The sequence below is a fragment of the Nonomuraea thailandensis genome, assembly GCF_024172165.1.
Lineage (GTDB): Bacteria > Actinomycetota > Actinomycetes > Streptosporangiales > Streptosporangiaceae > Nonomuraea > Nonomuraea thailandensis.
In genome coordinates this window covers 197067-222773 of record NZ_JAMZEB010000002.1, presented here as the reverse complement: position 1 = coordinate 222773, position 25707 = coordinate 197067, and the positions used below count along the sequence as shown (strand labels likewise).

The window sequence follows — 25707 nt, the reverse complement described above, 5'->3', positions numbered from 1 at the left end:
AAGGGCGTTACGATCTGTTCCATTCGTTTCGCGGATTCCGAAGGGCCCAGATGACCAACCCCCCGCGCGTACCGAAGGGCATCAATCCCCACGTCCCCAACGCCGCGCGCATGTACGACTACTATCTCGGCGGCAAGGACAACTTCGCGGCCGACCGCGCGGCCGCCGAGAAGATCATGGCGCTGGGGCCGAGCCGGGAGATCTGCCTGGCCAACCGGCGGTTCCTGGGCAGGGCCGTACGCCATGTCGCCGGCCTCGGCATCGACCAGTTCATCGACCTCGGCACCGGCCTGCCCAACCAGAACAACGTGCACGAGGTCGCCCGCGAGGTGCACCCCGGCGCGCACGTCGTCTACGTCGACTACGACCCCGTGGTGATCGTCCACGCCCGCGCCCTGCTGGCCGGCGCCGATTCGAGCATCACGATCGTGCACGCCGACATCCGCGAGCCCGCCACCGTCCTCGACGCCCCGGAGACCGCCGCGCTCATCGACTTCAGCCGGCCGGTGGGCGTGGTGTTCCTCGGCGTGCTGCACTGCCTGACCGACGCGGAGGACCCGTGGGGGGTCGTGGGCGCCTTCCGCGAGCGGATGGCGCCCGGGAGCGCGCTCATCGCCTCCCACCTCACCGACGACGCCCATCCCGACGTGGGCAAGGCGGCGCGGGAGGTGTACGACGAGGCCGACGCGCCCCTGATCCACCGCGGCCACGAGGCGGTCGCCCGCCTGTTCGAGGGCTTCGACGTGCTGGAGCCCGGCGTGACGCACGTGGGCGACTGGCGGCCCGACGAGGCGTGGGAGACCGAGCTCGCGGGCGGCGAGTGGTGGTACGTCGGCGTCGGCCGCAAACCCTGACCCGCGCCCTGACCCGCGCCCTGACCCGCGCCCTGACCCGCGCCCTGACCCGCGCCGGAGCCTAGGTGCCGGCGGCGGCGATCGCGGCGGGCAGGGCGAGCAGCAGCTCGTGCGGCTCGCCGCCCTCCCAGTGCCGGATCAGCCGGGTGCCGGCCTCGCCCGGATCGAACCCCTCACACCCCAGCGGCCCGAAACACCCCGCCTGGTCCAGCATCAGGATGAGCGGATCGTCGTCGGGCAGGCCGCCCGCGTAGGCGGCGGCATCGAGGAGGGCCAGGGCACACCTGGCGTTGCGACCGTCATCCCTGGTCTCCACACGATCGAGGCGACGCCGGGCCTGGGCACGCAGGTACACGGCGAGCGATTCTGACCTACTCACGACAAACCTTCTTGGATTACGTACGTACGGCTACGACATCATCACTCAAGGTGATGGGCTTTCGTGGGAGGTTTGCCAAGTCCAGCCTGTCGCCACCCCGCCATCGCGAGATCTGAGGCATGAGGGATTATTTGTGACATGAGTGCGTTCGACGACCTGTATGCCGCCAACGTGAAGTTCGCCGAGACGTTCGGCAACTCCGGCCTCACGGGCCGGGCAGCGCGCGGCCTCGCCGTTGTGACCTGTATGGACTCACGCATCGACCCGCTGGGGCTGCTCGGGCTGAAGCCCGGCGACGCCAAGATCCTGCGCAACGCCGGCGCGCGCGTGACGGACGACGTGCTGCGCACCCTGGTGCTGGCCGTCGTGCTGCTCGGCGTGGAGCGGGTGCTGGTCATGCCGCACACGGACTGCGGGATGGCGAAGGCGACGGACGCGGACGTGCACGCGATGGCGAGCGAGCGCGGGATCGACACGCGCAGCCTGGAGTTCCACACGGTGCCCGACCAGAACGAGGCGCTCAAGCACGACCTGACCAGGATCAGGACGTTCCCGTTCCTGCCGTCGGGGATGCCGGTGGGCGGCGCGATCTACGACGTCCACACGGGCAGGCTCACCCCGTCCGACCACTGACGCCCCTGACCCGATCCCGCACCACCCGGCCGGACCACCCTGCACGGTTCCGGCCGGACCGGACCTGCGCATGGCTCCGGCCGGACCTGCGCATGATTCAGCCGGACTCCTTCATGGTTCCGGCCGGACTCCCGCGTGGCTCGGGCCGGACTCCCGCGTGGCTCCGGCCGGTCCATATCGCGATATCGAGGCGGCACCACCTCGCCCTGCCTGCGCCGGACGGCGACGTCCAGGCATCGTCCCGCCGTCCTGTCCGGGCCGGAACACACCGCAACGCCACGGCGCGCCGACACCGCCATGCCGGGCGCCCGGCTCGGCACTCACCTCGCCCTGTGCCGCCAGGAACGCCCCTCAGAGGCCCCACCCCGTACGAGAACGGCGGGGACGTGCACTGAGAGGCAGGAGACGCACACGAGCCTCTACGGGGCACCACAGCCCCGCAGAGGCCCCAGAACACCACTGGGACGCCGAGCGCTAGCTCCGACGCAGCGCGGGCCCGTCCCGCAGGCCCGCATTTCCAGCGCGCGAGCGTGCACGCGAACGCGGCCGTCACGTCTTGAATCCTGGCGGCCCGCGCCTGGGCAGCCCCTGCCCCGACCGTCGCACAGGCGATCCCCCGCCCCATGACCACAGGCAGCCGCCCCGGCCGGCCCAGCCACAGACAGTCGCCCTGAGCCGCCGGCCACAGTCCCCCAGCCACAAGCAGTCGCCCTGAATCGCCGGCCACAGGCAATCGCCCCGGCCGACCGGCCACCGGCAGTTGCCCCAGGCAGCCGGCCGTAGGCGGTCGCCCCAAGATCGCGGGCAGCAGGCGTCCACCCCCGAACCGCCGACCGTAGGCGGTCGCCCCAGGCTCGCGGGCCGCAGGCGTCCACCCCGAGCTCGCCGGCCACGGGCGTCCACCCCCGAACTCGCCGACCGCGGGCGGTCGCTTCAAGCTCTCCGGGCGTGAGCCGTCGCCTCAAGCCCGGCCCTTCGGCCGGGGGTGGTCGGCCCCGGGCGGCCGGTCAGGCGTCGATGTGGTCGCGGTCCACCTCGGCCGCGCTGCTGACGATGAACTCCCGCCGCGGCGCGACCTCACTCCCCATCAACAGGTTGAAGATCCCCTCGGCACCTTCGGCGTCCTCGATCCGCACCCGCCGCAGGATCCGGTGGCGCGGGTCCATCGTGGTCTCCGCGAGCTGGTCGGCGTCCATCTCGCCCAGACCCTTGTAACGCTGCACCGGGTCCTTCCACCGCTTGCCGCGCCGCTCCAGGTCGCGCAGCACCTTCTGCAGCTCGGCGTCGGAGTAGCAGTAGATGTACTTCTCCTTGCCCCGCCCCGGGTTGGTCAGCTCGATGCGGTGCAGCGGCGGCACCGCGGCGAACACCCGCCCGGCCTCCACCATCGGCCGCATGTAGCGGTGGAACAGGGTGAGCAGCAGGCAGCGGATGTGGGCGCCGTCGACGTCGGCGTCGGCCATGAGGATGACCTTGCCGTAGCGGGCGGCGTCGATGTCGAACGAGCGCCCGGATCCGGCGCCGACGACCTGGATGATCGCGGCGCACTCGGCGTTCTTGAGCATGTCGCTCACGGACGCCTTCTGGACGTTCAGGATCTTGCCCCGGATCGGCAGCAGCGCCTGGAACTCCGAGTCGCGCGCCAGCTTCGCCGTGCCCAGGGCGGAGTCACCCTCGACGATGAACAGCTCGCTGCGGTCGATGTCGTCGCTGCGGCAGTCGACCAGCTTCGCGGGCAGCGCGGAGCTCTCCAGGGCGCTCTTGCGGCGCTGGTTGTCGCGGTGCTCGCGGGCCGCGATGCGGGCCTTCGCGGCGGCCACGATCTTCTCCAGCACCGCCCTGAGCGGCTGCTTGAAGCCGCGCGGCGGGTTGGTGTACAGCTCCTTGAGCTCACGCGAGACGACGTGGGAGACGATGCGGGTGGCCGCGGAGGTGCCGAGCACCTCCTTGGTCTGCCCCTCGAACTGCGGCTCCGGCACCCGGACCGTGACCACGCCGGTCAGGCCCTCGGAGATGTCGTCCTTGGTGACGGGGTCGTCGCCGTTCTTCAGCAGACGGGTCTCGCGCAGCAGCTCGTTGATCGTACGGACGAGGCCGCGCTCGAACCCGGTCACGTGCGTGCCGCCCTTGGGCGTGGCGATCACGTTGACGAAGGAGCGCACGGTGGACTCGTAGCCCTTGCCCCACCGGATCGCCACGTCCACGCTGAGCTCGCGCTGCACCTCGGTGGGCGTCATGTGGCCCTGGTCGTCGAGGACCGGCACGGTCTCGTGGAAGTGACCCACGCCCTGCAGGCGCAGCACGTCGCAGACGGCCTCGTCGCGGGCCAGGAACTCGGCGAACTCGGAGATGCCGCCCTCGAAGCGGAACTCCTCCTCGATGCGCTCCTCGTGCCTGCTGTCGTAGACGGCCAGGGTCAGGCCGGGCACCAGGAACGCGGTCTGCCGCAGGCGCACGTGGATCTCGTCGAGCGAGACCTCGGCGTCGGGCAGGAAGATCTGCTTGTCGGCCCAGAAGCGCACGCGGGTGCCGGTGACGTTCTTGGGGATCTTGGCCCCCAGGCGCAGACCGGACTTCTTCTTGAACTTGGCCGTCGGCCCCTCGCCGTCGAAGACGCCGGTGACGCCGCGGCGGAAGCTGATCTCGTGCACGAGCCCGTCGAGGTCGACCTCCACGTCGAGGCGCGAGGACAGGGCGTTGACCACGGAGGCGCCCACACCGTGCAGACCGCCGGAGGCGCCGTAGGAGCCGCCGCCGAACTTGCCGCCCGCGTGGAGCTTCGTGTAGACGAGCTCGACGCCGGGCAGGCCGGACTTGGGGTGGACGTCGACCGGGATGCCCCGGCCGTTGTCGCGGACCTCGATGGACCCGTCCGCGTAGAGCTCTACCTCGATCCGGTCGCAGTGCCCGGCCAGCGCCTCGTCGACGCCGTTGTCCACGATCTCCCAGAGGCAGTGCATGAGCCCGCGACTGTCGGTGGACCCGATGTACATGCCCGGGCGTTTCCGCACGGCCTCCAGGCCCTCAAGCACCGAGAGGTGACGAGCCGTGTAACCCGCCTCCACAAGCGTCACTCCAGCTCCCCTGGTCTAGGCATCGAACACGTGTGCGTAGCCTACCGTTCTTCCCCTACGCCCGCGTACAAGCTTGCCATGGCGTCACGTTTGCCGTTACCAACCGGCTGATCGTCATTACTTTGGGACACATTCCGCTCTGGGCGTAGAGAGGGGGCGGTTGGGAACGTCCAGGTCCGGTTAGATGTTGTTCCAAGTGACTGACGCCAGATCCTCGCTTCGGCGGGGGTGACCCGAAAGGCGATACGTGACTGGAGCTCTCGCCCCCGTTAAGCCGCTGACGGCCCTCGACCGCTGCGACCGCTGCGGCGCCCAGGCCTACATTCGCGCGACCCTGCCTGTGGGTGGGGAGCTGCTTTTCTGCGCCCACCATGGGCGTCAGCACATTGCAGCGTTGCGTGAAAAGGGCGCCGACATCCTGGACGAGTCGGCTCGACTCAGCGAAACCCCTTCAATTGCCCCCAACGACGAGCGCTGACCTGCGCTGGTCGTGATGAGATAACCACATATTGCACGACAGTACGGCGACCCTGGGCCAGCCCGGGGTCGCCGTTCTGCTTCCACCCGCCTGACCACCCCACCTCACATCCCGCTCACCAACCCCGCCAACGCCCTCCAGCCCAGCCGGCCACGACCAGGCCGCCCAGCGGCGAGGGCTCGCGTCATGGCGTGCCGCGCACCAAGCCGCGCCGCAGTGCACCTCACGCGCACGACGTGGCACAAAACGGCACGAGGCCGCAGCGCGGCCCGGCGTGGGGCGCGCTGCGCGTGGCGCGAGGGCCGACCTGGCGCAGCGCGAGGGCGCGGCCGAGCGTGGCGGGGCGCATGGCGTGGCGCGCATGGCGTGTCTAGCCGCGCGACGCAGCCCCGGCGGGGCGTGGCCGGGCTCATGGCGGGCCCTAGCCGCGCGGCCAGCCCGGGCGTGGCGCGACGTGGCTGGGCGCATGGAATGCGGCCTGCAGGCTTGCCCACGTGACCCGCCGTGATCCGCGGGGCGCGGCCGCGACGCGGAAGTGCCCTTGCTCGGAGTCAGCGGACCCGGTAGTGGTACCGCCCCGCGACCTCGAACCCCTCACTCCGGTACAGCGCCTGAGCCCCCGTGTTCCCCGCCGTCACGACCAGGTAAGCAGCCCCGAAGCCGTCCCCGGCCCGCGCCACCAGGCCCCGCAGCACCGCGCGCGCCAGCCCCCTGCGCCGGGCCTCGGGCAGCGTGGCCATGCAGTAGATCCCGAGCGTGTCGCCCTGCGGGACGCCGCGCCCCACGGCGAGTGGCACGCCGTCCTCCTCGTACGCCGCATACCAGGCAGGCACACCCGTGCAGATGCGCCCGGCCTCCTCCAGGCCGCTCCCGTACCGGCCGTCCACCGCCCACCAGGTCTCCAGCCATCCCGGCCACGGCCGCTCCTCGACCCGCACCCCGCGTACGGGCTCGCCCTTGGGCGTGCCGGCCATCACGAGGGTGGGATCGACCAGGCCGTAGCCACGACGCTCCAGCTCCTTGTCGAGCCCGGGCGGCACCGCGAGGCCCATCGAGAAGACGCAGCGCTGCCCCCGCTCGCCGTAGAAGGCCTCCGCCGCACGGATCGCGCCGTCGAGGTCGGTGGGCAGGCTTGTGGCGAGCACGGAGTTGGCGCGCTTCGTCACCCCGCCCGCGTGGCGGAACACCCATCCGTCGTGGGCGCGCTGCTCGTACGCGGGCCAGGCCTCGTGGACAAGACGGTCGAAATCCATCCGCGCAGACTAACCGCCCCGCCGGCCGGCGGGGTCCGCCGGGTAGGGCGCTGGCCTGGGCCAATAAGGTAAGTGGCTGTGTTGATTCTGTTGCCGCCGTCCGAAGGCAAGGCCTCGGAGGGCAGCGGGCCTCCCGTGGGCGAGCTGTCCTTCCCGGCCCTGGACAAGCCCCGCACGCGGGTGCTGAACGCGCTGATCCGCGCGTCCAGGCGCCGCGACGCCCTCGACGTGCTGGGGCTGACGCCGGGGCTGGCGGGCGAGCTGGCCAGGAACGCGGCACTGAAAACCGCTCCGACCCTGCCCGCCGCCGCCCTCTACACCGGCGTGCTGTACGACAATCTCGGCCTCGACACTCTGGACGAGGAGGCCCGGAGGCGGGCCGAGGAGTCGTTGCTGATCTTCTCGGGGCTGTGGGGTGTGGTGAAGATCACAGACTGGATCCCGCCCTACCGCCTCTCGATGGGCGTCACGCTGCCGCCGGTCGGCGGGCTGGCCGCGTTCTGGCGTCCCAAGGTCACCAAGGAGCTGGATCGGGTTCCGGGGCTGGTGGTGGATCTCCGCTCGGCCACGTACGCGGGGGCGTGGCAGCCGGGCTCGCGCTCGGTAGCGGTACGGGTCTTCCGCGACGGCAAGGTCGTCAGCCACATGGCCAAGGCCACCCGGGGCGAGATCGCCCGCGCGCTGCTACGCCAGGATGCGGCCCCGGCGAGCCCCGACGAGCTGGCCAAGACCCTCGACGAACTGGGCTACACCGTCGCCCTCGCGGAGCCCGCCCGCCCGACCCGCCCCTGGATCCTGGACGTCCACGTCACCGATCCCGCCTGACCGGCCGAACCTGAGACCCCCGGCGGACGCCCGGGCGTGTCGGGGAGACAAAGACACCACATAACGCCGCGCGCCCCGCCGGGAACTCCCAGCGGGGCGCGCGGTACGAGCAGGTCTCAGTCCAGGTAGTCCCGCAGGACCTGGGACCGCGACGGGTGGCGCAGCTTCGACATGGTCTTCGACTCGATCTGGCGGATGCGCTCACGGGTGACCCCGTAAACCTTGCCGATCTCGTCCAGCGTCTTCGGCTGACCGTCGGTGAGGCCGAACCGCATCGACACGACGCCCGCCTCGCGTTCCGACAGCGTGTCGAGAACGGAGTGCAGCTGCTCCTGCAGCAGCGTGAAGCTGACGGCGTCGGCCGGCACGATGGCCTCGGAGTCCTCGATGAGGTCACCGAACTCGCTGTCGCCCTCCTCACCCAGCGGGGTGTGCAGGGAGATGGGCTCGCGGCCGTACTTCTGGACCTCGACGACCTTCTCGGGCGTCATGTCCAGCTCGCGGGCCAGCTCTTCCGGCGTGGGCTCGCGGCCGAGGTCCTGCAGCATCTGCCGCTGGACGCGGGCCAGCTTGTTGATCACTTCGACCATGTGGACCGGGATGCGGATGGTCCGCGCCTGGTCGGCCATGGCACGCGTGATCGCCTGCCGGATCCACCACGTGGCGTAGGTGGAGAACTTGTAGCCCTTGGTGTAGTCGAACTTCTCCACGGCCCTGATCAGGCCCAGGTTGCCTTCCTGGATCAGGTCGAGGAAGAGCATGCCGCGGCCGGTGTAGCGCTTGGCCAGCGAGACCACGAGCCGGAGGTTGGCCTCCAGCAGGTGGTTCTTGGCGCGGCGGCCGTCCTCGGCGATCCACTCCAGCTCGGCCTTGACGTCGACCGGCAGGTTGTCGGTCTCGCCGCCGCCCAGCTGCTCCTCGGCGAACAGGCCCGCCTCGATGCGCTTGGCCAGCTCGACCTCCTGCTCGGCGTTGAGCAGGGGGACCTTGCCGATCTGCTTGAGGTAGTCCTTCACCGGGTCGGCGGTGGCGCCGGCGGCGGCCACCTGGGCCACCGGAGCGTCATCGTCGTCGTCGGAGAGGATCAGGACCTCTTCCTCGGTCTTCTGCACGGCGGCGACGTCGGCGGCCTTGGGCTCGTCGTCGGAGTCGTCGTCGTCGGAGTCGCCCTCGGAGTCGGACTCGTCCTCGGCGACGATCTCCTCGTCGACGTCGATGTCCTCGAGGTCCTCCAGCTCCACGTCGCCGTCGAGCTCGATGTCCTCGTCGTCGTCCGTCTCGCCCCGCGGGGCCTCGGGCGCCTTCGGCTTGGTCTCGGCAGGCCCAGCGTTCTTCTGCTCGGCCTTCTTGGCGGCGGCGGGTGCCGCGGCCTTCTTCGCCGCCGGGGCGGCCTTCTTGGCAGGGGCCGCCTTCTTGGCGGCCGGCTCGGCTTCAGCGGTGCCCACGACCGCGGTCACGGTCTCGGGCTGCTGCTCTTTGGCGGCCGCCGCCGTCTTGGTCTTGACGGGGGCGGCGGTGCGGCGCTTTGCTGGACCACGAGACTTCTTCGGCGCAGCCGAATCCGCGGCGGTCACCACCACGGTCACGCCCTCTTTGCTGAGGTTCCGCAAGAACGCGGCGGCGTGCGACATGGGGATGTCCGCCTCCTCGAAGGCCTGACGGACATCCTCAGACTCGAGGAAACCCTGCGAGCGCCCACGCTCGAGCAGTCGCTGAATGACGGGCTCGTTCAGCTCTTGTGGCTTCGAGCGAGTCGAACTTGCAGGCGACACGAACACCTCTCGAACGAACGCGTGGCGACAATGGACCCAGATGCCCGCTGGGGGGCTGTTGCCTCTCTCGGAGATCGGTGAGGCCGTGCGGACCGCGACGGACCTGCACAGCATTGTGGCACGACCCCGCACTCCATACGGCCACCTCCCGGCGGTTGACCTCCACCCTAGGCCGACCGAGACAGTAGTGCGTACGTAAGCGGGGCACTGATACCCGAAAGCAACCGTTATGACTGTTTCATTCAGTCACTCTTCGTGGCTGGTGGGACGTGAATTGCGAGCGCGGTAACGTCATCATCCTGTTCATATCCAGACAACATCCGGTCAACCAGGAAGTCCAGCAGCATGTGAGGACTACTCACCACCTCAGGCGGCGCTTCGGTCACAACACTGCAAAGCTCTGCGAGACCGGCGTCGAGCCCCCGCTTCCTGTTCTCGACGAGTCCGTCGGAGTAGAGCACGGCGGTATGGCCGGGCGGCACCACGAACCGGAACTGCCGACGGCTGGTCGGCCAGCCTAGCGGAGTGCCCGGCTCGGCGTCGCACAGAATCGCCGTGCCCTGCGGGGAAACCAGGACGGGTGGCGGGTGACCCGCCAGAGCGAGGGTGCCCTCGCCGGTGACGGGCTCGACCACCATGTACGCCAGCGTCGTGACCTGCTCTTCCTCCTCCGTCGCCTCGAAGACCCGGTCGAGACCGGTGAGGACGGCGGCGGGCGGCGGATTGGTCAGCGCCAGGGCGCGCATGGCGTTGCGGATGCGGCCCATCCCCGCGGCCGCCTTGACGCCCTTGCCCATGACGTCGCCGACGACGGCCGCGACGCGCCCGTCCTGCAGCACGAACGCGTCGTACCAGTCGCCGCCGACCTGCACGTGGCGGCTGCCGGAGCGGAAGCGCTGGGCCAGCACCAGGCCCTTGACCACCGGCAGGCGGTCGGGCAGCAGGCTGCGCTGCAGCGTCTCGGCGGTGCGGTGCTCGCGCTCGAAGAGCGTGGCCCGCTCCACGGCGAGCGCGCACTGGCCGGCCAGCGCCTCCAGGAAGACGCCGTCCTCCTGGGAGATCTTCTGCGGCCTGGTGAAGGAGAACCGGAGCGCTCCCAGGGCGCGTCCCGCGGCGAGCAGCGGCAGGCCCACCCAGGCCCGCTCGTCGCCGTGCGCGAGGAACCCGGCCAGCACCTCCTCGTCGCCGCCGGCCTCCAGGAGCTGGGCCTTCAGCGACTCGGGCGACTCGGCGAACACGGGCCGGCGGCTGTTGACGGCCATGGTCATCACGTTGGAGTGGGACAGCGGGATCTCGTCGCCCGTCGCCCCGGAGGCCTCCAGGATGCCCTCGCCGTTGATCAGCTTGAGCGCGGCGCGGTCGGTGTCGAGCAGCGCGACCGCCGAGCGGTCGGCTGCCAGCGCGGTGCGGCCGACGTCGATGATGACCTGCACCACCTGCTCGACCGTCAGCGCCTCGGCCAGCATGGCGGTGGCGCCCTGCAGCCGGGCGGTGCGCAGGGCGGCGGCGCCGAGCTGGTCGGTCAGCCTGCCGCGCATCTCCTCGGCCTCGCGCTGCGGCGTGACGTCGGTGTTGGCGCCGACCCACTCGACCACCCTGCCGTGGCGGATGATCGGCACGGCGCGCACCTCGAAGTGGCGGTAACCGCTGGCGCGGGTGCGCACGCGGTAGTTCCACTCGAACATGGTGCGCCCGCGCAGCGCCTCGCGCCACGCCTCCTCGGTGTGCTGGCGCTCCTCGGGGTGCACGACCTCCAGCCAGCCGCTGGCGAGGTACTCCTCCAGGCCCTGGCCGGTGATGGCGCGCCACTGCGGGGCGTCCTCGACGACGGCGCCGGTGGGCGAGGTGATCCAGACGAGCTGGGACTGCGCCTCGACCAGCGAGCGGTAGCGCTCCTCGCTGCGGCGCAGCGCCTCCTCGGTCTGGCGGCTCTCGGTCACGTCGAGGCCGACCAGCGCGATCGCGCGCAGCTCGCCGGCGTCGTCGTGGACCGGCGAGAACGACAGCGACCAGTGCCGGGTGTCGCCCTCGGCGGAGCGCACCCGCACGCGGCCCTCGGTCACGGGCGCGTCGGACTCGATGACGGCCTGCACGGCATGGGTGATGATCTGGCTGAGGTCGGCGGCCAGCACCTCGACGGGCTGACGGCCCACCATGCGCTCCGCGGGCACGTTGACGACATCGCTGAACACGTCGTTGACCCGCTGGATGCGGCTGTCGGCGTCGAAGAACGCGAAGGCGAACTCTGCCTCCGACAACATGCCCTTGAAGAGGGCGGAGTCTGAGATGTCCACATCCGACTCCCGGGGACGGGGAACGGAGGTCTCGGCGCTCATGGTCCGCACCTCCGTCGCGTGCCAGGGTCTCCCACGCGGCACATCTCCATAACTGTGTATCGGCGTAGCGCAGCTCCGGGCGACCGGATCCTGCAGTACATCATCGACGATGGGCATGTACGGACGGAAGCCCCCGCCGCGGCCCGGTCGCCTCTAGGGTCTACGCATCCTGTCAAAGTCGCTCCACATTGCGCAGCAAGATCAGGTTACAGCGTCAGATCGCCGGGGCCGGATCGCCGGGGCGGACGCCCGTCAGGCTACTTGCCCTACTGGCTCTTCGCCGCCCGCTTGGCCTCCTGCTTGGCGGCCCGCACGCGGCCCAGACTGTCGGCGTCGACCACGTCGGCGACCGACCGGTGTGACCCCTCCTCGCCGTAGAGCCCGGCCGCCTCACGCCAGCCTGACGGCTGCACGCCCAGCTGCTTGCCCAGCAATGCCAAAAAGATCTGGGCCTTCTGCTTGCCGTATCCCGGCAGGGCCATGAGTCGTTTCAGCAACTCTTTGCCGTCGGCGGCGTCGGCCCAGATCTTCTCCGGCTGCCCGTCGTAGTGCTCGACGAGATAGGCCGCGAGCTGCTGGACCCGGCCCGCCATGGACTTGGGATAGCGGTGCACGGCCGGCTTGTCGGCCAGCAGCGCGACGAACGCCTCGGGATCATAGGAGGCGATCTCCTCCGCCGTCAGGTCGTGCCCGAGCCGCTGGGAGATCGTGTACGGCCCCGTGAACGCCCACTCCATGGGGATCTGCTGGTCGAGCAGCATGCCGACGAGCAGGGCGAGCGGGCTGCGGCCGAGGAGCTCGTCGGCCTCGCTCCGCTGGGCGAGCTGGATGCGCATGGAGACAGCTTCGCACGAAAGCTCGCCCGGTGAAGTGAACACAGACGCCGTGGAGCCTTGACACGAGCCCGAGAAAAGGTGAAATGAGAGCGCAAGTCGCCCTGCAGACATTCCTGGGGGTTTGCCCCCGGGCCTCCAGAGGAATCTCACTCCTATGCTCGCTCTGGCCACACGGTTCCTGCGGGAGCCGGTCAGTCTCAGGCTGGCCGAAGAGTTCCTGACCGTACCCGTGGACACGATCGACCGCTGCGTGGCCGACGTGTGCGCGTGCGCACAGCATCTGGGCATCTCCGCCACGCCCGAGATCGTGGAACGCATCGCCCGCGAGCACCTGCTCGCGATCGTCAACTCCGCGCCCCCTCCCAGGAGCCTGCGCTAGGGGCGTCCGGGGAGGGGCGGCGGTGCCCGTATCGGCGTGCCCGCCGATAACATCGGGGTCACCGGGCCGTGTTCTCCGCACCGTTCGCGTCCGGAATACGAGAGAGTGAGGGTGTGCGCCGACACCGACGAGATCCCCGGGAGAGCACCCCGCCAGACGACGTGTTCAAGGAGATGGTGCAGGCGGCCCGCGAGCTGCTGGCCGTACGCACCCCTCTCGACGCGGAGCTGATGGTCTCCGACATGATCGGAGCCTGGTGGGGCAGGCGGGTCAGGGGCGGCGACGTCGAGCAGGTGCTCGGTGAGGGGCTGGTCGACTACGCGGCCAAGGCCGGCACGCCTGCCTCGCTGACGTTGCTGATCTGCCTGGCCTATCTCGGCACGGCCCGGCAGGGCGCCAAGGCCGAGGGCGCGGCGCTGGCGATGATGGAGTCGGGCGTGGCCAGGCCGGGCTGGGCCGACCGGGTGGGCGCGGTCAAGCCGGCCGGCTGCTACGTCTCGCGCGACGCGTACGGCGACCAGGACACCGTGATCTGCACCTTCGCCTACCGCTGGAACGACAGCGACCAGCCGATCGACCGCCACGCGCTGGTCATGGTGGTCGACCACAACATGAGCGGCATGGCGCGCGACGCCTGGGTGTCCTCCCAGGTCGACAAGCTGCTGGAGCAGGCCAGGGCCGAGGCGGCGGGCAACCCGCTGCTGCTGTTCGAGGAGATCCAGCCGGAGCAGGCCAGGGCGCTGCTGGAGTCGGCGATGAAGGCCACCAGGGAGCCGAAGACGCCGCCGCCGGTGAGCGACAGCTACAGCGCCTACCACGCCTTCGCCCGCGCCCGCCTCAAGGCGCTGCCGCCGGGGCGCAAGCGGCCGGCGCCGCTGCACATCGAGGCTCCGTACAGCAGGGAGCGGCGGGCCATGCTGGCGGCGGAGTTCCTGGCCTCCGACGCGGCCGAGCACCTGTCCGACCCGTCGGCCGCCTCGCGCTGCGCCGACCACATCATCGACTACGGGTGCGAGCAGGACTTCAACCGGCCGCTGCGGGTGAGCCCGACCAAGTGCGAGACGTTCCTGCTCGACTGGCTGCCGCGCAAGGTGATGCTGAGCGTGGCCGAGCAGGAGGCGATGCCGCACGTGCTGTCGGCGTGGGTGCGCTTCGCCGCGCACCGCACGGCGCTGCCCGAGCAGGGGCTGAAGGCCACGCTCGACGCGGTGTGGGAGGCGACCGGGAAGTTCCCCGAGGCCTACCGTGACCCGACGTCGTTCGGGCTCGACCGGCCGCTGCTGGAGCGGCTGCTGCCCGACGGCGACCTGTCGGCGCTGGCCAGGCGGGCCTTCGCGTTCCCCTATCTCCAGGGCACGCACAACGGCATCGAGCTGGACAAGCTCGATCCGGCCGACCAGGCCGACCGGCGCACGTTACTCGAGATCGACCACGGCGGCGTGATCGACCAGGAGCACCTGGCCTGGCACGAGGAGATCGCGACGAGGTTGTGGGACGGCGATCCGCCGCAGCTCTGGGAGGCGGCACAGCGCCTGCTCGACCTGGGGCACGACCGCCACGACGTGCTCCACGTGCTGATCGAGATCGCCGAGCGGATCGGCGGCGACCCGGACGAGCTGGCGGCGGCCCTCGACGACATCGCCGACATCCCTGACGAGTTCTGACCATGGCCATGTACGAGCGGCTGAGCGAGGGCCGTTACCTGGCCTCCGAGCACACCCAGGGCCCGTGGGACCCGCGCACCCAGCACATGGGCCCGGTCACCGCGCTCGTGGCGCACGAGCTGGCCCGCACCGCGCCGCGCCCGGGCCTGGAGCTGTCCCGGCTGGTGGTGGACGTGTTCGCCCCCGTGCCGGTGGCCGAGCTGGAGGTGGCGACCGACGTCGTACGCGACGGCAAGCGGGTGCAGTGCCTGTCGGCGAGCGTGTCGTCCGGCGGACGCGAGTTCGTCAGGGCCACCGCGTGGCGCATCCGCGAGGCCGACACGCCGCCCACGCCGGTGCGGGAGGCCCCGCCCATCCCGGCGCGCGAGGAGGGGCACGCGCGGTCGTGGCTGCAGTCGGGGTTCGGCTACGGCAAGGCGCTCGACTGGCGTTTCGTCACCGGCGGCCCCCTGGAGCTCGGCCCCGCCACGGTCTGGGGCAGGCTCACGATGCCGCTGGTGGAGGGCGAGGAGATGACGCCGGTGGAGCGGGTGGCGGTGTTCGCCGACAGCGGCAACGGCATCAGCCTCGCCCTCGACTTCGACACCCACGTGTTCGTCAACGTGGACCTCACGATCTCGCTGTTCCGCGCGCCGGTCGGCGAATGGGTCTGCATGGACGCGGAGACCGTCATCGGCCCGTCGGGCCGCGGGCTGACCCGTTCGGCGTTGTTCGACGTGGCGGGTGAGATCGGGGCGGCCACGCAGACGCTGTTCGTCGCGCCGAGGCAGGGGTAACCGCCATGATGGACGCATGGTGATCGACCTCAACGCGGACCTGGGCGAGGGTTTCGGCATCTGGAAGCTGGGCGACGACCTCGCCCTGCTCGACGTCGTCACGAGCGCCAACGTGGCCTGCGGCTTCCACGCGGGCGACCCGGTGACGATCAGGCGCACGTGCGCGGCGGCCGTCGACCGGGGCGTGGCGATCGGGGCCCAGGTGTCCTACCGGGACCTGGCCCACTTCGGGCGCAGGGAGATGGAGGTGGAGCCGGAGGAGCTGTGCGCCGAGGTGCTCTACCAGCTCGCCGCCGTCGACGGCATCGCCAGGGCGATGGGCGGCCGGGTCTCCTACGTCAAGCCGCACGGCGCCCTGTACAACCGGATCTGCCGCGACGAGGGCCAGGCTGCGGCGGTGATCGAGGCGGTGGCCGACTACGACCCGTCGCTGCCGGTCCTCACGCTGCCCGGCTCCGTGGTGCACAAGGTGGCGGCGGCCGAGGGCGTGGCGACGGTGAGCGAGGCGTTCGCCGACCGCGCCTACACCCCCGCGGGGATGCTGGTGCCGCGCCGGGAGCAGGGCGCGGTGATCCACGACGCCGCCGCGGTGTCCGCCCGTGCGCGCCAGATGGCCGTGGAAGGCTCTGTGACGGCCTCTGACGGGAGTTCTGTGCCGATATCGGCGCGTTCCATCTGCGTCCACGGAGACACGCCTGACGCGGTCAGACTGGCGCAGGGAGTGCGTGACGAGCTGCTGGCGGCCGGAGTGGTCCTGCAGGCGTTCGCGTGATCCGCACGGCCGGGGAGCACGCGCTGCTCGTGGAGACCGGGTCGCTGGAGCTGTCGCACCGGCTCGACGCGGCGCTGCGCGCCCGGCGGCCGGAGGGGGTCGTGGAGATCGTGCCGGGGCCCGAGACGGTGCTCGTGGTGGCGCCCGGGGCGGATCAAGCCGGGTTGCGGGCGCGGCTGGAGGAGGTCGCGCGCGAGCAGCGGGACCAGGCCGTGGCGGGAGCCGCGGAGGGGCAGCCGCTGGTGACGATTCCCGTCGTCTATGACGGAGCGGATCTCGATTCCGTGGCGGCGCTGGCCGGGATCTCCGCCGAGGAGGTGGTCGCGCGGCACACCGGGCGGGAGCTGGTCGTGGGGTGGCTCGGGTTCGCCCCCGGGTTCGCCTATCTGACGGGGCTGGATCCGGTGCTGGAGACGCCGCGGCTGGAGACGCCGCGCACGTCGGTGCCCGCCGGGTCGGTGGCGGTGGCGGGGCCGTACTCCGCGGTGTATCCGGCGGCCTCCCCCGGCGGGTGGCGGCTGATCGGGCGCACGCCAGTGCGGGTGTGGGACGTGGCGGGCGATCCGCCGTCGTTGTTCCGGCCGGGCATGCGGGTGCGGTTCGAGGCCGCATGATCGAGGTCGTCCACCCCGGGCCGTACGCGACCGTCCAGGATCTGGGCCGGCCCGGTCACGCCCATCTGGGGGTGCCGCGGTCGGGAGCGGCCGACGCCCCGAGCCTGCGCCTGGCCAACCGGCTGGTCGGCAACGCCGAGAGCCTGGCCGGGATCGAGCTGACGTTCGGCGGGGCGCGGCTGCGCTTCCTCGACGGGGCGTGGGCCGCGCTGGCCGGGGCGCCGCTCGCCGAGGCCGGCATGGGGGCGCCGTTCTGGGTGCCCGCGGGCGGCGAGCTGCGGCTGGGGGCGCCCGCGTGGGGGTTGCGCACGTACCTGGCGGTGCGGGGCGGGATCGCGGTCGAAACCGTGCTGGGCAGCCGCTCCACCGACTCGCTGTCGGGCCTGGGGCCCGAGCCGCTGCGGGCCGGCACGCTGCTGCCGGTCGGGCCGCCGCAGGGCGTGATCTCGGTGGACCTGGCGCCGCTGCCGGGCCCCCGGGCGGCGGTGCTGCGCGTGCTGCCGGGGCCGCGGGACGACTGGTTCGTGCCGGAGGCGATGGCCGAGCTGTGCGGGCAGGCGTACACGGTGACGCCCGACAGCAACCGCGTCGGCGTGCGCCTGCGCGGCCCGCGGCTGGAGCGGGCCAAGGAGGGCGAGCTGCCCAGCGAGGGCATGGTGCCCGGGGCCGTGCAGGTGCCGCCGAGCGGGCAGCCGATCGTGTTCCTGACCGATCATCCGCCGACGGGCGGATATCCGGTGATCGGCGTCGTACGCGGCGCCGACCTGCCGGTCCTCGCCCAGCTCGCGCCGGGCGAGGAGGTGCGGTTCACAACTCGACGTGACCCGTGACGCAGGTGATCACCTCGCCGCCCACCCGGACGGCGTCGTCGGAGCCGACGGTGATGTCGACGCGGCCCGCGCGGCCGATCGCCGTGCCCTGCGCGGCCACGTACGGGGCCTTGGCGCGGCCCGTGCGCAGCAGCCACTCCGCCAGCGAGCCGTTCAGGCTGCCCGTCACGGGGTCCTCCACCGTGCTGCCCTGGGAGGGGAAGAACGCCCGCACCTCGAACGCGCACGGCGAACCCTCGGGGTACGGCCCCGCCACGCCGATGTCGTGCGGCACCATCCGGGGGCGCAGCGCGAGCACGGCCTCGGCGTCCTGGAGCAGCACGCCCACCCAGCCGGGGCCGTTGTCGATCCACTCGGCGTCCACGACGTCGTCGCGCGTGATCCCGAGCGACTCGACGATCTGGTCCAGCAGCTCCTCCTCCACGGGCCCCGAGCGGATCAGCGGCGGCGTGCGGAAGGCCAGCCCCGCGTCCGTGGCGTCCACGTGCACCAGCCCGGCGCCGCACTCCTGCACGACCAGGCCCGCCGTGCGGGGCTTGCCCCCGGCCTCCAGCCAGGCGTGGCAGGAGCCCAGCGTGGGGTGACCGGCGAAGGGCAGCTCGGTGTCGGGGGTGAAGATGCGGACCCGGTAGTCGGCCTCCCCCGTGGTCGGCGGCAGCAGGAAGGTGGTCTCCGACAGGTTCGTCCACCGGGCGAAGCTCTGCATCTCCTGCGTGCTCAGCCCGTCGCCGTCGACCACGACCGCGAGCGCGTTTCCCGTGTACGGCCGCCCGGAGGCGAACACGTCGACTTGCGTGAATCTGCGCAACATACTCCGAAGTCTTCCAGACGGGTCTTTCCCCGTGGACACGCCGCCCGCAGACTGGACGGCGTGGCGGACTTTGATGTGGTGGTCCTCGGCTCGGGACCAGGTGGGCAGAAGGCCGCGATCGCGGCGGCGAAACTCGGCAGGCGCGTCGCGATGGTCGAGAAACGGCACATGATCGGCGGCGTGTGCATCAACACGGGCACGATCCCGTCCAAGACGCTGCGCGAGGCCGTCCTCTACCTCACGGGGCTCAACCAGCGGGAGCTGTACGGCGCCAGCTACCGCGTCAAGGACGAGATCACGGTCGCCGACCTCGGCATGCGCACCCAGCACGTGATCGGCCGCGAGATCCAGGTGATCCGCAGCCAGCTCGCCCGCAACCACGTGACGGTGCTGCATGGCACCGGCCGCTTCCTCGACGAGCACACGATCGGGATCACCGGCGAGGAGGAGGAGAAGAAGGTCACCGCCGACAAGATCGTGATCGCCACGGGCACCTCCCCCGCCCGCCCGTCCAGCGTCGAGTTCGACGACAGGACGGTGATCGACTCCGACGCCATCCTGCACCTGGACAAGGTGCCGGAGACGCTGGTCGTGGTGGGCGCCGGGGTGATCGGCATCGAGTACGCCTCCATGTTCGCCGCGCTCGGCACCAAGGTGACGGTGGTGGAACGGCGCGAGCGCATGCTGGAGTTCTGCGACCTGGAGATCGTCGAGGCGCTCAAGTACCACCTGCGCGACCTGGCGGTGACCTTCAGGTTCGGTGAGAACGTGGCGGCCGTCGAGCGCCGCCCGCGCGGCGCGCTGACCCTGCTGGAGAGCGGCAAGAAGATCCCGGCCGACTGCGTCATGTACTCGGCGGGCCGCCAGGGCAAGACGGCCGAGCTCAACCTGGGGGCCGCCGGCCTGGCCGCCGACGACCGGGGCCGGATCAGGGTGGACGAGAACTACGCCACCGAGGTGCCGCACATCTACGCCGTGGGCGACGTGATCGGCTTCCCCGCGCTGGCGGCCACCTCGATGGAGCAGGGGCGGCTGGCCGCGCAGCACGCCTGCGGGGAGCCGGCCGGCGACCTGCACGACCTGCCGCCGATCGGCATCTACACCATCCCCGAGATCAGCTTCGTCGGGAGGTCGGAGGACGAGCTGACCCGGGACAAGGTGCCGTTCGAGGTGGGCATCTCGCGGTACCGGGAGCTCGCGCGCGGGCAGATCATCGGCGACTCGTACGGGATGCTCAAGCTGCTGGTGTCCTCGGAGGACCGGCGGCTGCTGGGCGTGCACGTGTTCGGCACGCAGGCGACGGAGCTGGTGCACATCGGGCAGACGGTCATGGGCTGCGGCGGGACCGTGGACTACCTGGTCAATGCGGTGTTCAACTATCCGACGCTGGCGGAGTCGTACAAGGTGGCGGCACTGGACGCGATGAACAAGATGCGGACGGTGGCCCGGCTCACCGCGGAGATGTGAGCCGGGCCCCTGGTCCTACGGCAGGGTCCACTTCTGGTTGGCGGCGCCCGTGCAGGTCCAGAGCTGCACGGGGGTGCCGTCGGCACTGGTGTTGCCGGTGACGTCGGCGCACTTGTCCGCCGCCGGGTTCACCAGGTCGCGGGCCGCGGTGTGGGTCCACTGCTGGTTGGCGGCGCCGGTGCAGGACCAGAGCTGCAACCGGCTGCCGTCGGCCGTGCCGTGGTCGCGGACGTCGAGGCACTTGCCGAGGGCGCGCAGCGTGCCGTCGCCGGGACGGGTCCACTGCTGGGCGGCGGTGCCGTTGCAGGTGTAGAGCTGTACGGCGGCGCCGTCGGCGCTGCTGCCGCCCGCCACGTCCAGGCACTTGCCGGCCGGCCCGGTGATCCGGCCGCCTGAAGACGTCGTTCCCGGCCAGGTGAACGTGGCCGTGGTGCGGGCGGGCAGCGTGTAGAGGAAGGACTGGCCGCCCCAGTCGACCCTGACGGACTGGGCTGAGGTGCCGCCGTTGTGGGCGATCAGGGCCTTGGAGCCGTCGGGGTTGCGGTAGGCGACGTTCTGGATCGCGGCGCTGGCCGTGGAGTCGATGCGGTAGGCGCCCGGCCTGACGAACTTGGTCAGGTGGCCGGTCGTGTAGTACTCGATCGTGTAGTCCACCTGGCCGGCGCGGGAGCCGCCCTCCTGCACGGTGATCAGGCCGGTGCAGGTGCCGCAGCCGCCGTTGTGCGGGCCCATGTTCTGGTTGAGCGCCAGGCTCCACTTGACCAGGCTGCCGCTCCAGTTGCGGGCGTAGGACACGATGTCGGCCAGGTCCTCGTTGTGCTGGTTGGCGATCCAGGTGCCGCCCGAGTGCTCGGTGCTGAACTGCCTGACCGACGGGTACTGGTTGTGCACCTGGGTGCCGACGGCCGGGTCACCCCAGTAGCCGTGCCAGGCGATGCCGCCGAACAGGGGGTCGTTCCTGAGCGTGGCGTCGGCCAGGATGGGCTGGCCGATCTGGGCGTAGTCGCCGTAGTTCCAGTCGTGGACGAGGATCTTGGTGTTGATGCCGGCGGCCCGGAAGGCGGGGTAGACGAAGTTCTTGGTGAGCTCGATCAGGCCGGAGGCGTTCCAGGACATGCCGGGGTAGTTCATCGCCGTCGGGTTGGACGCCTGGCAGCAGTTGGGCTCGTTCTGGACGGAGACGTAGTCCACGGGCACGCCGGCGGCCTGGTAGCTCTGCACGTACTTGACCAGGTACTGGGCGTAGGTGCCGTAGTGCTCCCACTTGAGCCAGCCCATCTGGTCCATCCGGCCGTTGTCCTTCATCCAGCCGGGCGCGCTCCACGGCACGCCCTTGACGCGCAGGGCCGGGTTGAGCTGCTTGGCCTGGGCGGTGAGCAGGCGCACGTTCGTGTCGTAGCCGTTGGCGCCGAAGTCGTTCAGGTCGCAGCAGGTGTCGTCGAGCGAGACCATGCCGGGGCGCGACAGGTCGGAGGCGCCGATCGGGTTGCGCACGAACGACAGGCCGATCCCGTCCGTGGGATGGAACAGCCTGCGCATGACAGCGTCGCGCGTGGCGGCGCTGACGGGGCCGCCCCGCAGCAGGTGGGCGGTGGTGTCGGTGATCGACGCGCCGCCGCCCTCGAACTGCTGGTACGTGGTGCCCTCGTTGACGGTGATCGTGTGGTTCGCGGAGCCGCCGGCGGGGCCGAAGGCGATCGGGGCCTGCTGGGCCAGGCCGCGGGTGACGGTGCGGCCACCGGAGTCGGAGGTGGTGGTGAGCCAGACGTTCACCGGCTCGTTCGCGGCGGCGGCCGGCAGGGGCGCGGCGGCCACCAGGGCGAGCGCGCAGGCGAGCGCCAGAAGAATTCTGGACACGGCAGAGGTCCTCTCAGGGCCGGGGGGTGATGCCCTTGTAACAAATGAAACAAAGGTGTAACACTGCCTTGCACTGAGCAGCAGAGCACGGGTCAAGACGGCGAGTCAACCGATGTAACGAATGAAACAGTCAGCGCGGGGCCGGGCCCGTGGAGCCGCGCACGACCAGCTCGGTGCCGAGGGATACGTGCAGCGCCTCCAGCGTGTGCCTGCTGAGCAGCCGCATCAGCAGGGTGACCGCCATCCGGCCCATCTCCTCCAGAGGCTGGCGCACGGTGGTCAGGGCGGGCGAGGCCGCCCTGCTGATGTCGATGTCGTCGAAGCCCGCCACCGACAGGTCGCCGGGCACGCTCAGCCCGGCCTCGGCCGCCGCGCGCAGCGCGCCGACCGCCATCTTGTCGTTGAACGCCACCAGCGCCGTCGGCCGGTCCGGCAGGCCGAGCAGCTCGCGGGCCGACAGGTAGCCGTGCTCGATGTTCGGCTCGGGCACGTGGCGCAGCAGCTCGGGGGCCGGCAGCACGCCGGCGTCGGCCAGCGAGGCGGTGTAGCCGGCCAGCCTGGCCTCGCTGGGCAGCCACTTCACCGGGCCGCCGATGATCCCGACCCGCCGGTGGCCCAGCTCCACCACGTGCGCCATCAGCTTGCGGCCACCCGCGAAGTGCGCGGCCGAGACGGCCACGATGTCCTTCGGCGGCGGCGTGCGCGGGTCGATCACCACGAAGGGGAAGCCGCGGTCGCGCAGGCGTACGAGCTCCTCGCCCGGCTCGGGCGGCAGGACGAGGATCGCGCCCGCGACACCCTGCCGGTCGGGCAGGCCCGGCAGCACCGCGCTGCGCTGCGCCGCCTCCCCCGCCCCGAGGATCATCTGCCTGCCGTGCAGCTCGATCGTCTCGCCCACCGAGGAGACGATCAGCCCGAAGTAGTCGGTCAGCACGTACGGGCAGCGCACGTACACCGCACCGCCCCGGGCGTCGGGCGTGGCGCGCGGCCGGGGCGCCTGGTCGCCGAGCCGGCCGACCGCCTGCAGCACCAGCTCGCGGGTGTGCGGGGCGACGTTCGACTGGCCGTTGAGCACGCGGGAGACGGTGGCGATGGACAGGCCCGTCTCGGCCGCGACGTCCCTGACCGTCGCCCGCGCCCTGCCTGTCATCTTCGGCTCCCCGCTCGGCTGTGCCGACAGGATATTCACCGGGTGAAGCTCATCTCCACCCTGCGGTTCCTGGCGCGGCCCTCGGGGTTGTCGCCGCCGTCAGCTCCAGGTTGCAGGAGCCGGAGCCCCTCGCGTCGGTGTATCCGTCGACCCTGCTTGCCCGCCTCGGCCTTCAGCGAGCCCGCCGCCTGTCGCAGGCGGCTCCTGGCCTTGCCGGTCAGCGTGGCCTCGTCGAAGGTCGGCGGCGGCTGTGTGGGGCTGAGCGGGCCGAGCAGCGCGGCCGCGACGCCAAGAGATCGGTACATTCGCCGGCGTCCCCACGTTCGGGATGTGCACGTCCACCGACAGGCGGGCCGGCGAGCTGACATCCCGCGGCGACCGCGGCGAGGGGCACGACCGTCAGGGCTCTCGTCAGCGCCATGGGGCGGGGAGCGTGGCGACGTATCGGGGGAAGATCCGAAGACTCGCCCCGATACGTGCTACTCGGTCGAGGTGCGGCGCGTACGGGCCTGAGGCTTCTTGCGGCCCGCCACCAGCGTGTCACCCGGCGGCGCGGGGGCCGGAGCGGGCTCCTCGTTGCGTTTCTGCTCCACCTGCCCGCGGGGCCGCGGGTGCGGCGCCGTGTCCTCGGTGGGCGAGATCTCCGGCTCGGGCTCCGGCGGCGGGGACTCCTCCGGCTCCCTGAGCGAGGCGATGACCCGGTCGGCCTCGTTGTCGGCGGCGAACTCGCTGGCCGCCTCCGACTCCCTCCGGCGGATCACCACCATGTGGTCCACCGAGATGCGGCCCGCGCCGACCACGGCGAGCAGGAGCGAGGCGGCGCCGAGCAGGATGAGCTCGTTCATGGTGATGGGATTGAGCGGCGGGGCGACCAGGAAGACCGCCAGCGCCTCGGCGAAGAGGATCAGCCCCGTCGCGGAGACCGCCAGGCCGGCGATGAGCAGCGCGCCGCCGATGAGCTCGGCGAGCATGGTGACCGTGGCCCAGGCGCCGGGCGCGGGGGCGCCCTGCTCCAGGAACTTCGCCCCGGTGATCTTCAGCCCGTCTTCCAGCTTGGTCCACCCGTTGGCGAAGAAAATACCGCCCACACCGATGCGGGCGACTAAAGCAGCAAGATCACGGAGGACCTGTTTCACGGTAGTTGTCTGCCCTAATCGGGACATGGCACACCTCAATCACGGCTGAGCAGCATGGCCACCACGGCGGCGGTCAGGCTGAGCAGGACGACGCTCACGACCACGGTCGTGTGCAGGGCGTTGACGAAGGCCCACCGGGCGGCGTCGAGCAGCGCGCCGCCGGCCGAGCCGCCGACCTCGTCCGCGACGTGCGCGGCGGCGGCCAGCGACTGTCTGGCCTTGTCCATGCCGCCCTCCGGCACGCCGGGCACGGACGGCAGGCCGGGGGCGTACACGATCGTGGTGATCGTGCCGAGCACGGCCACGCCCAGGCCGGCCCCCAGCTCGTACGCGGTCTCCTCGATGGCCGCGGCCCCGCCCGCCTGGGACTCGGGGGCGGCGGCCATGATCGTGTCGGAGGCGGCGAGCAGCGCCACCTGCACGCCGAACCCGATGCCCACGAAGCACACCGCCAGCATCACGGGATGACCCTCGACACCCCAGCTCAGGGTGGGGGTCAGGGCCAGCGCGACGAGGCCGAGGCCGCCGCTCATGGTGGCCCGCATGCCGAGCCTGGGCAGGATGTGGGCGGCGGCGAGCCCGCCGGCGATGGCCGACAGGACCAGCGGCAACATCCGCAGCGCCGCGCGCACGGGGCTGTCGCCGAGGACGAGTTGCAGGTACTGGGCGAGCATGAGCTGCAGGCCCACCAGCGCGAACACGCCGAGCAGCACCCCCGCCACGCCGGTCGTGAACTCCCGCCGCCTGAACAGGCCGATCTCCAGGAACGGCGCCGGCAGCCGGGTCTGCCGCCGGACGAACGCGACCAGCAGCCCCACCCCGGCCAGGAACACCGCGACCGACGCCCAGAACGGCATCAGGCTGCCCGAGCCCGCCTCCTTCAGCCCGAACGCCAGTGCCAGGATGCCGGCCACCGACAGGACGGCGCTGACGGCGTCCCAGGGCCGGTGGCGACGCTCGCGCGACTCGGGCAGCAGCCGCATCGCGGCGGGCAGCAGCACCAGCAGGATCGGCACGTTGATCAGGAAGACCGCGCCCCACCAGATGCCGACGAGCACGCCGCCGATGAGCGGCCCGACGGCGGCGCCCGCCGCCGCGACGGCGCTCCAGACGCCCAGGGCGATGGCGCGCTCGCGCCGGTCGGTGAAGACCTGCCGGATGAGCGAGAGCGTGGCCGGCATGATCATCGCGCCGCCCACGCCGAGCAGCGCCCTGGCCAGGATCAGGGTCAGCGGGGTCGGTGCCCACGCGGCCGCGGCCGAGGCGAGGCCGAACAGCACCATGCCGTACAGCACGAGCCGCTTGCGACCGTACTTGTCGCCGAGCGTGCCGAACATGATCAGCAGCGGCGCGACCACCAGCGAGTAGACGTCGATGATCCACAGCAGTTGCACCGCGGAGGGTTCGAGCGCGGCCGTGAGCGCGGGGACCGCGATGTGCAGGACGGTGGCGTCGACCGTGATCAGCAGCAGGGCCAGACAGAGCAGCACCAGAATGGACCAGCGGCGGTCCTGGGGGCTTCGGTCGGCAGTGCGTACGAAGGATGCGGCCTGTGTGACGGTCATGGGCCTCCTCGCAGGCCGATCCGCTTCACAGGGCCCGCACGTGCTGGTGGTCGGCGGCGGCGGAACCGCGGCTCGTCTCTCGCTCCTCCCGAGCTCTGCGGCCTGATTCCGGCGCTCCCGGCTTGCGTGGCAGCTTAGGCCATGCCGGGGGGTTGTGATAGCGGTATCGGCCGATCCACGGTCACCGCACACCTCTCTAGAGAGATACAGCCATATGTCTGGATCTATCCAACATTGGCCCGCCAG

At 71.4% G+C, this 25707-nt stretch carries 23 protein-coding genes; 11 read left to right on the top strand and 12 right to left on the bottom strand.

What is annotated here, in order from left to right; all coding sequences use genetic code 11:
* Positions 1 to 50: 50 nt before the first annotated feature.
* Complete coding sequence (locus tag HD597_RS05125) at positions 51 to 854, top strand: SAM-dependent methyltransferase (protein ID WP_253740543.1); 804 nt, start codon at positions 51 to 53, stop codon at positions 852 to 854.
* Positions 855 to 915: 61 nt separating this feature from the next.
* Here the strand turns inward: HD597_RS05125 and HD597_RS05120 are convergent, their stop codons facing one another.
* Positions 916 to 1233, bottom strand: a complete 318-nt coding sequence (locus HD597_RS05120; protein ID WP_253740542.1) for a hypothetical protein — start codon at positions 1231 to 1233, stop codon at positions 916 to 918.
* Positions 1234 to 1371: 138 nt separating this feature from the next.
* Between HD597_RS05120 and HD597_RS05115 the strand changes: the two genes are divergently transcribed.
* A complete protein-coding gene (locus tag HD597_RS05115) occupies positions 1372 to 1866 on the top strand; it encodes a beta-class carbonic anhydrase (RefSeq protein WP_253740541.1) in 495 nt (164 codons plus the stop codon).
* Between the two features lie 1007 nt (positions 1867 to 2873).
* On the opposite strand, the gene HD597_RS05110 is transcribed toward HD597_RS05115, so the two are convergent.
* Entirely contained in the window at positions 2874 to 4940 is a 2067-nt protein-coding gene (locus tag HD597_RS05110; protein WP_253740540.1) for a DNA gyrase/topoisomerase IV subunit B, read from the bottom strand.
* 247 nt (positions 4941 to 5187) lie between these two features.
* Here HD597_RS05110 and HD597_RS05105 point away from each other — a divergent pair, with 247 nt between their 5' ends.
* The gene (locus HD597_RS05105; RefSeq protein WP_043614520.1) at positions 5188 to 5418 is read left to right on the top strand and encodes a DUF7455 domain-containing protein; all 231 of its coding nucleotides are present in this window, start codon (positions 5188 to 5190) and stop codon (positions 5416 to 5418) included.
* Positions 5419 to 5969: 551 nt separating this feature from the next.
* On the opposite strand, the gene HD597_RS05100 is transcribed toward HD597_RS05105, so the two are convergent.
* On the bottom strand, positions 5970 to 6671 hold the full coding sequence (locus tag HD597_RS05100; RefSeq protein ID WP_253740539.1) for a GNAT family N-acetyltransferase: 702 nt from the start codon (positions 6669 to 6671) through the stop codon (positions 5970 to 5972).
* A 78-nt stretch (positions 6672 to 6749) separates the two neighbouring features.
* On the opposite strand from HD597_RS05100, the gene HD597_RS05095 reads away from it, so the two are divergent.
* Positions 6750 to 7496 carry a YaaA family protein gene (locus HD597_RS05095; RefSeq protein ID WP_253740538.1) on the top strand — a complete coding sequence of 249 codons (747 nt, stop codon included), beginning with the start codon at positions 6750 to 6752 and terminating at the stop codon, positions 7494 to 7496.
* A gap of 116 nt (positions 7497 to 7612) precedes the next feature.
* Here the strand turns inward: HD597_RS05095 and HD597_RS05090 are convergent, their stop codons facing one another.
* The 3 genes from HD597_RS05090 to HD597_RS05080 all read right to left on the bottom strand — a co-directional run bounded on the left by HD597_RS05090 (position 7613) and on the right by HD597_RS05080 (position 12440).
* Positions 7613 to 9268, bottom strand: a complete 1656-nt coding sequence (locus HD597_RS05090; RefSeq protein WP_253740537.1) for an RNA polymerase sigma factor — start codon at positions 9266 to 9268, stop codon at positions 7613 to 7615.
* 242 nt (positions 9269 to 9510) lie between these two features.
* On the bottom strand, positions 9511 to 11604 hold the full coding sequence (locus HD597_RS05085) for a SpoIIE family protein phosphatase (protein ID WP_253740536.1): 2094 nt from the start codon (positions 11602 to 11604) through the stop codon (positions 9511 to 9513).
* 266 nt (positions 11605 to 11870) lie between these two features.
* Entirely contained in the window at positions 11871 to 12440 is a 570-nt protein-coding gene (locus tag HD597_RS05080) for an HhH-GPD-type base excision DNA repair protein (protein ID WP_253740535.1), read from the bottom strand.
* A 154-nt stretch (positions 12441 to 12594) separates the two neighbouring features.
* On the opposite strand from HD597_RS05080, the gene HD597_RS05075 reads away from it, so the two are divergent.
* The 6 genes from HD597_RS05075 (at position 12595) to HD597_RS05050 (ending at position 17475) form a co-directional block, all read left to right on the top strand.
* Positions 12595 to 12819, top strand: a complete 225-nt coding sequence (locus HD597_RS05075) for a hypothetical protein (protein ID WP_080046301.1) — start codon at positions 12595 to 12597, stop codon at positions 12817 to 12819.
* Between the two features lie 173 nt (positions 12820 to 12992).
* A complete protein-coding gene (locus HD597_RS05070; protein ID WP_253759233.1) occupies positions 12993 to 14483 on the top strand; it encodes a hypothetical protein in 1491 nt (496 codons plus the stop codon).
* Between the two features lie 2 nt (positions 14484 to 14485).
* Positions 14486 to 15259 carry a thioesterase family protein gene (locus tag HD597_RS05065; protein WP_253740534.1) on the top strand — a complete coding sequence of 258 codons (774 nt, stop codon included), beginning with the start codon at positions 14486 to 14488 and terminating at the stop codon, positions 15257 to 15259.
* 16 nt (positions 15260 to 15275) lie between these two features.
* Positions 15276 to 16031 (top strand): LamB/YcsF family protein, encoded by a 756-nt coding sequence (locus HD597_RS05060; protein ID WP_253740533.1) that lies wholly within the window; start codon positions 15276 to 15278, stop codon positions 16029 to 16031.
* Positions 16028 to 16645, top strand: coding sequence for a 5-oxoprolinase subunit B family protein (locus HD597_RS05055; protein ID WP_253740532.1), 618 nt, complete (start codon positions 16028 to 16030; stop codon positions 16643 to 16645). Before HD597_RS05060 ends, HD597_RS05055 begins: the two co-directional genes overlap by 4 nt.
* Complete coding sequence (locus HD597_RS05050) at positions 16642 to 17475, top strand: 5-oxoprolinase subunit C family protein (RefSeq protein ID WP_253740531.1); 834 nt, start codon at positions 16642 to 16644, stop codon at positions 17473 to 17475. The genes HD597_RS05055 and HD597_RS05050 overlap by 4 nt, the downstream gene beginning before the upstream one ends.
* On the opposite strand, the gene HD597_RS05045 is transcribed toward HD597_RS05050, so the two are convergent.
* Positions 17453 to 18286, bottom strand: coding sequence for a PhzF family phenazine biosynthesis protein (locus tag HD597_RS05045; protein WP_253740530.1), 834 nt, complete (start codon positions 18284 to 18286; stop codon positions 17453 to 17455). The two genes, HD597_RS05050 and HD597_RS05045, sit on opposite strands and share 23 nt — an antisense overlap.
* A gap of 60 nt (positions 18287 to 18346) precedes the next feature.
* Here HD597_RS05045 and sthA point away from each other — a divergent pair, with 60 nt between their 5' ends.
* Positions 18347 to 19753: a Si-specific NAD(P)(+) transhydrogenase gene (gene sthA / locus HD597_RS05040; RefSeq protein ID WP_253740529.1), complete on the top strand. Its 1407-nt coding sequence runs from the start codon at positions 18347 to 18349 to the stop codon at positions 19751 to 19753.
* 15 nt (positions 19754 to 19768) lie between these two features.
* Here sthA and HD597_RS05035 read toward each other — a convergent pair whose 3' ends face one another.
* From HD597_RS05035 to HD597_RS05015, 5 genes are all read right to left on the bottom strand, one after another.
* Positions 19769 to 21610 carry a ricin-type beta-trefoil lectin domain protein gene (locus HD597_RS05035; RefSeq protein ID WP_253740528.1) on the bottom strand — a complete coding sequence of 614 codons (1842 nt, stop codon included), beginning with the start codon at positions 21608 to 21610 and terminating at the stop codon, positions 19769 to 19771.
* 130 nt (positions 21611 to 21740) lie between these two features.
* Positions 21741 to 22760: a LacI family DNA-binding transcriptional regulator gene (locus tag HD597_RS05030; RefSeq protein ID WP_253740527.1), complete on the bottom strand. Its 1020-nt coding sequence runs from the start codon at positions 22758 to 22760 to the stop codon at positions 21741 to 21743.
* A 35-nt stretch (positions 22761 to 22795) separates the two neighbouring features.
* The gene (locus HD597_RS05025; protein WP_253740526.1) at positions 22796 to 23065 is read right to left on the bottom strand and encodes a hypothetical protein; all 270 of its coding nucleotides are present in this window, start codon (positions 23063 to 23065) and stop codon (positions 22796 to 22798) included.
* A 174-nt stretch (positions 23066 to 23239) separates the two neighbouring features.
* Positions 23240 to 23923, bottom strand: a complete 684-nt coding sequence (locus HD597_RS05020; RefSeq protein ID WP_276082828.1) for a DoxX family protein — start codon at positions 23921 to 23923, stop codon at positions 23240 to 23242.
* Positions 23924 to 23931: 8 nt separating this feature from the next.
* Complete coding sequence (locus HD597_RS05015) at positions 23932 to 25461, bottom strand: MFS transporter (RefSeq protein WP_253740524.1); 1530 nt, start codon at positions 25459 to 25461, stop codon at positions 23932 to 23934.
* Positions 25462 to 25707 lie beyond the last annotated feature (246 nt).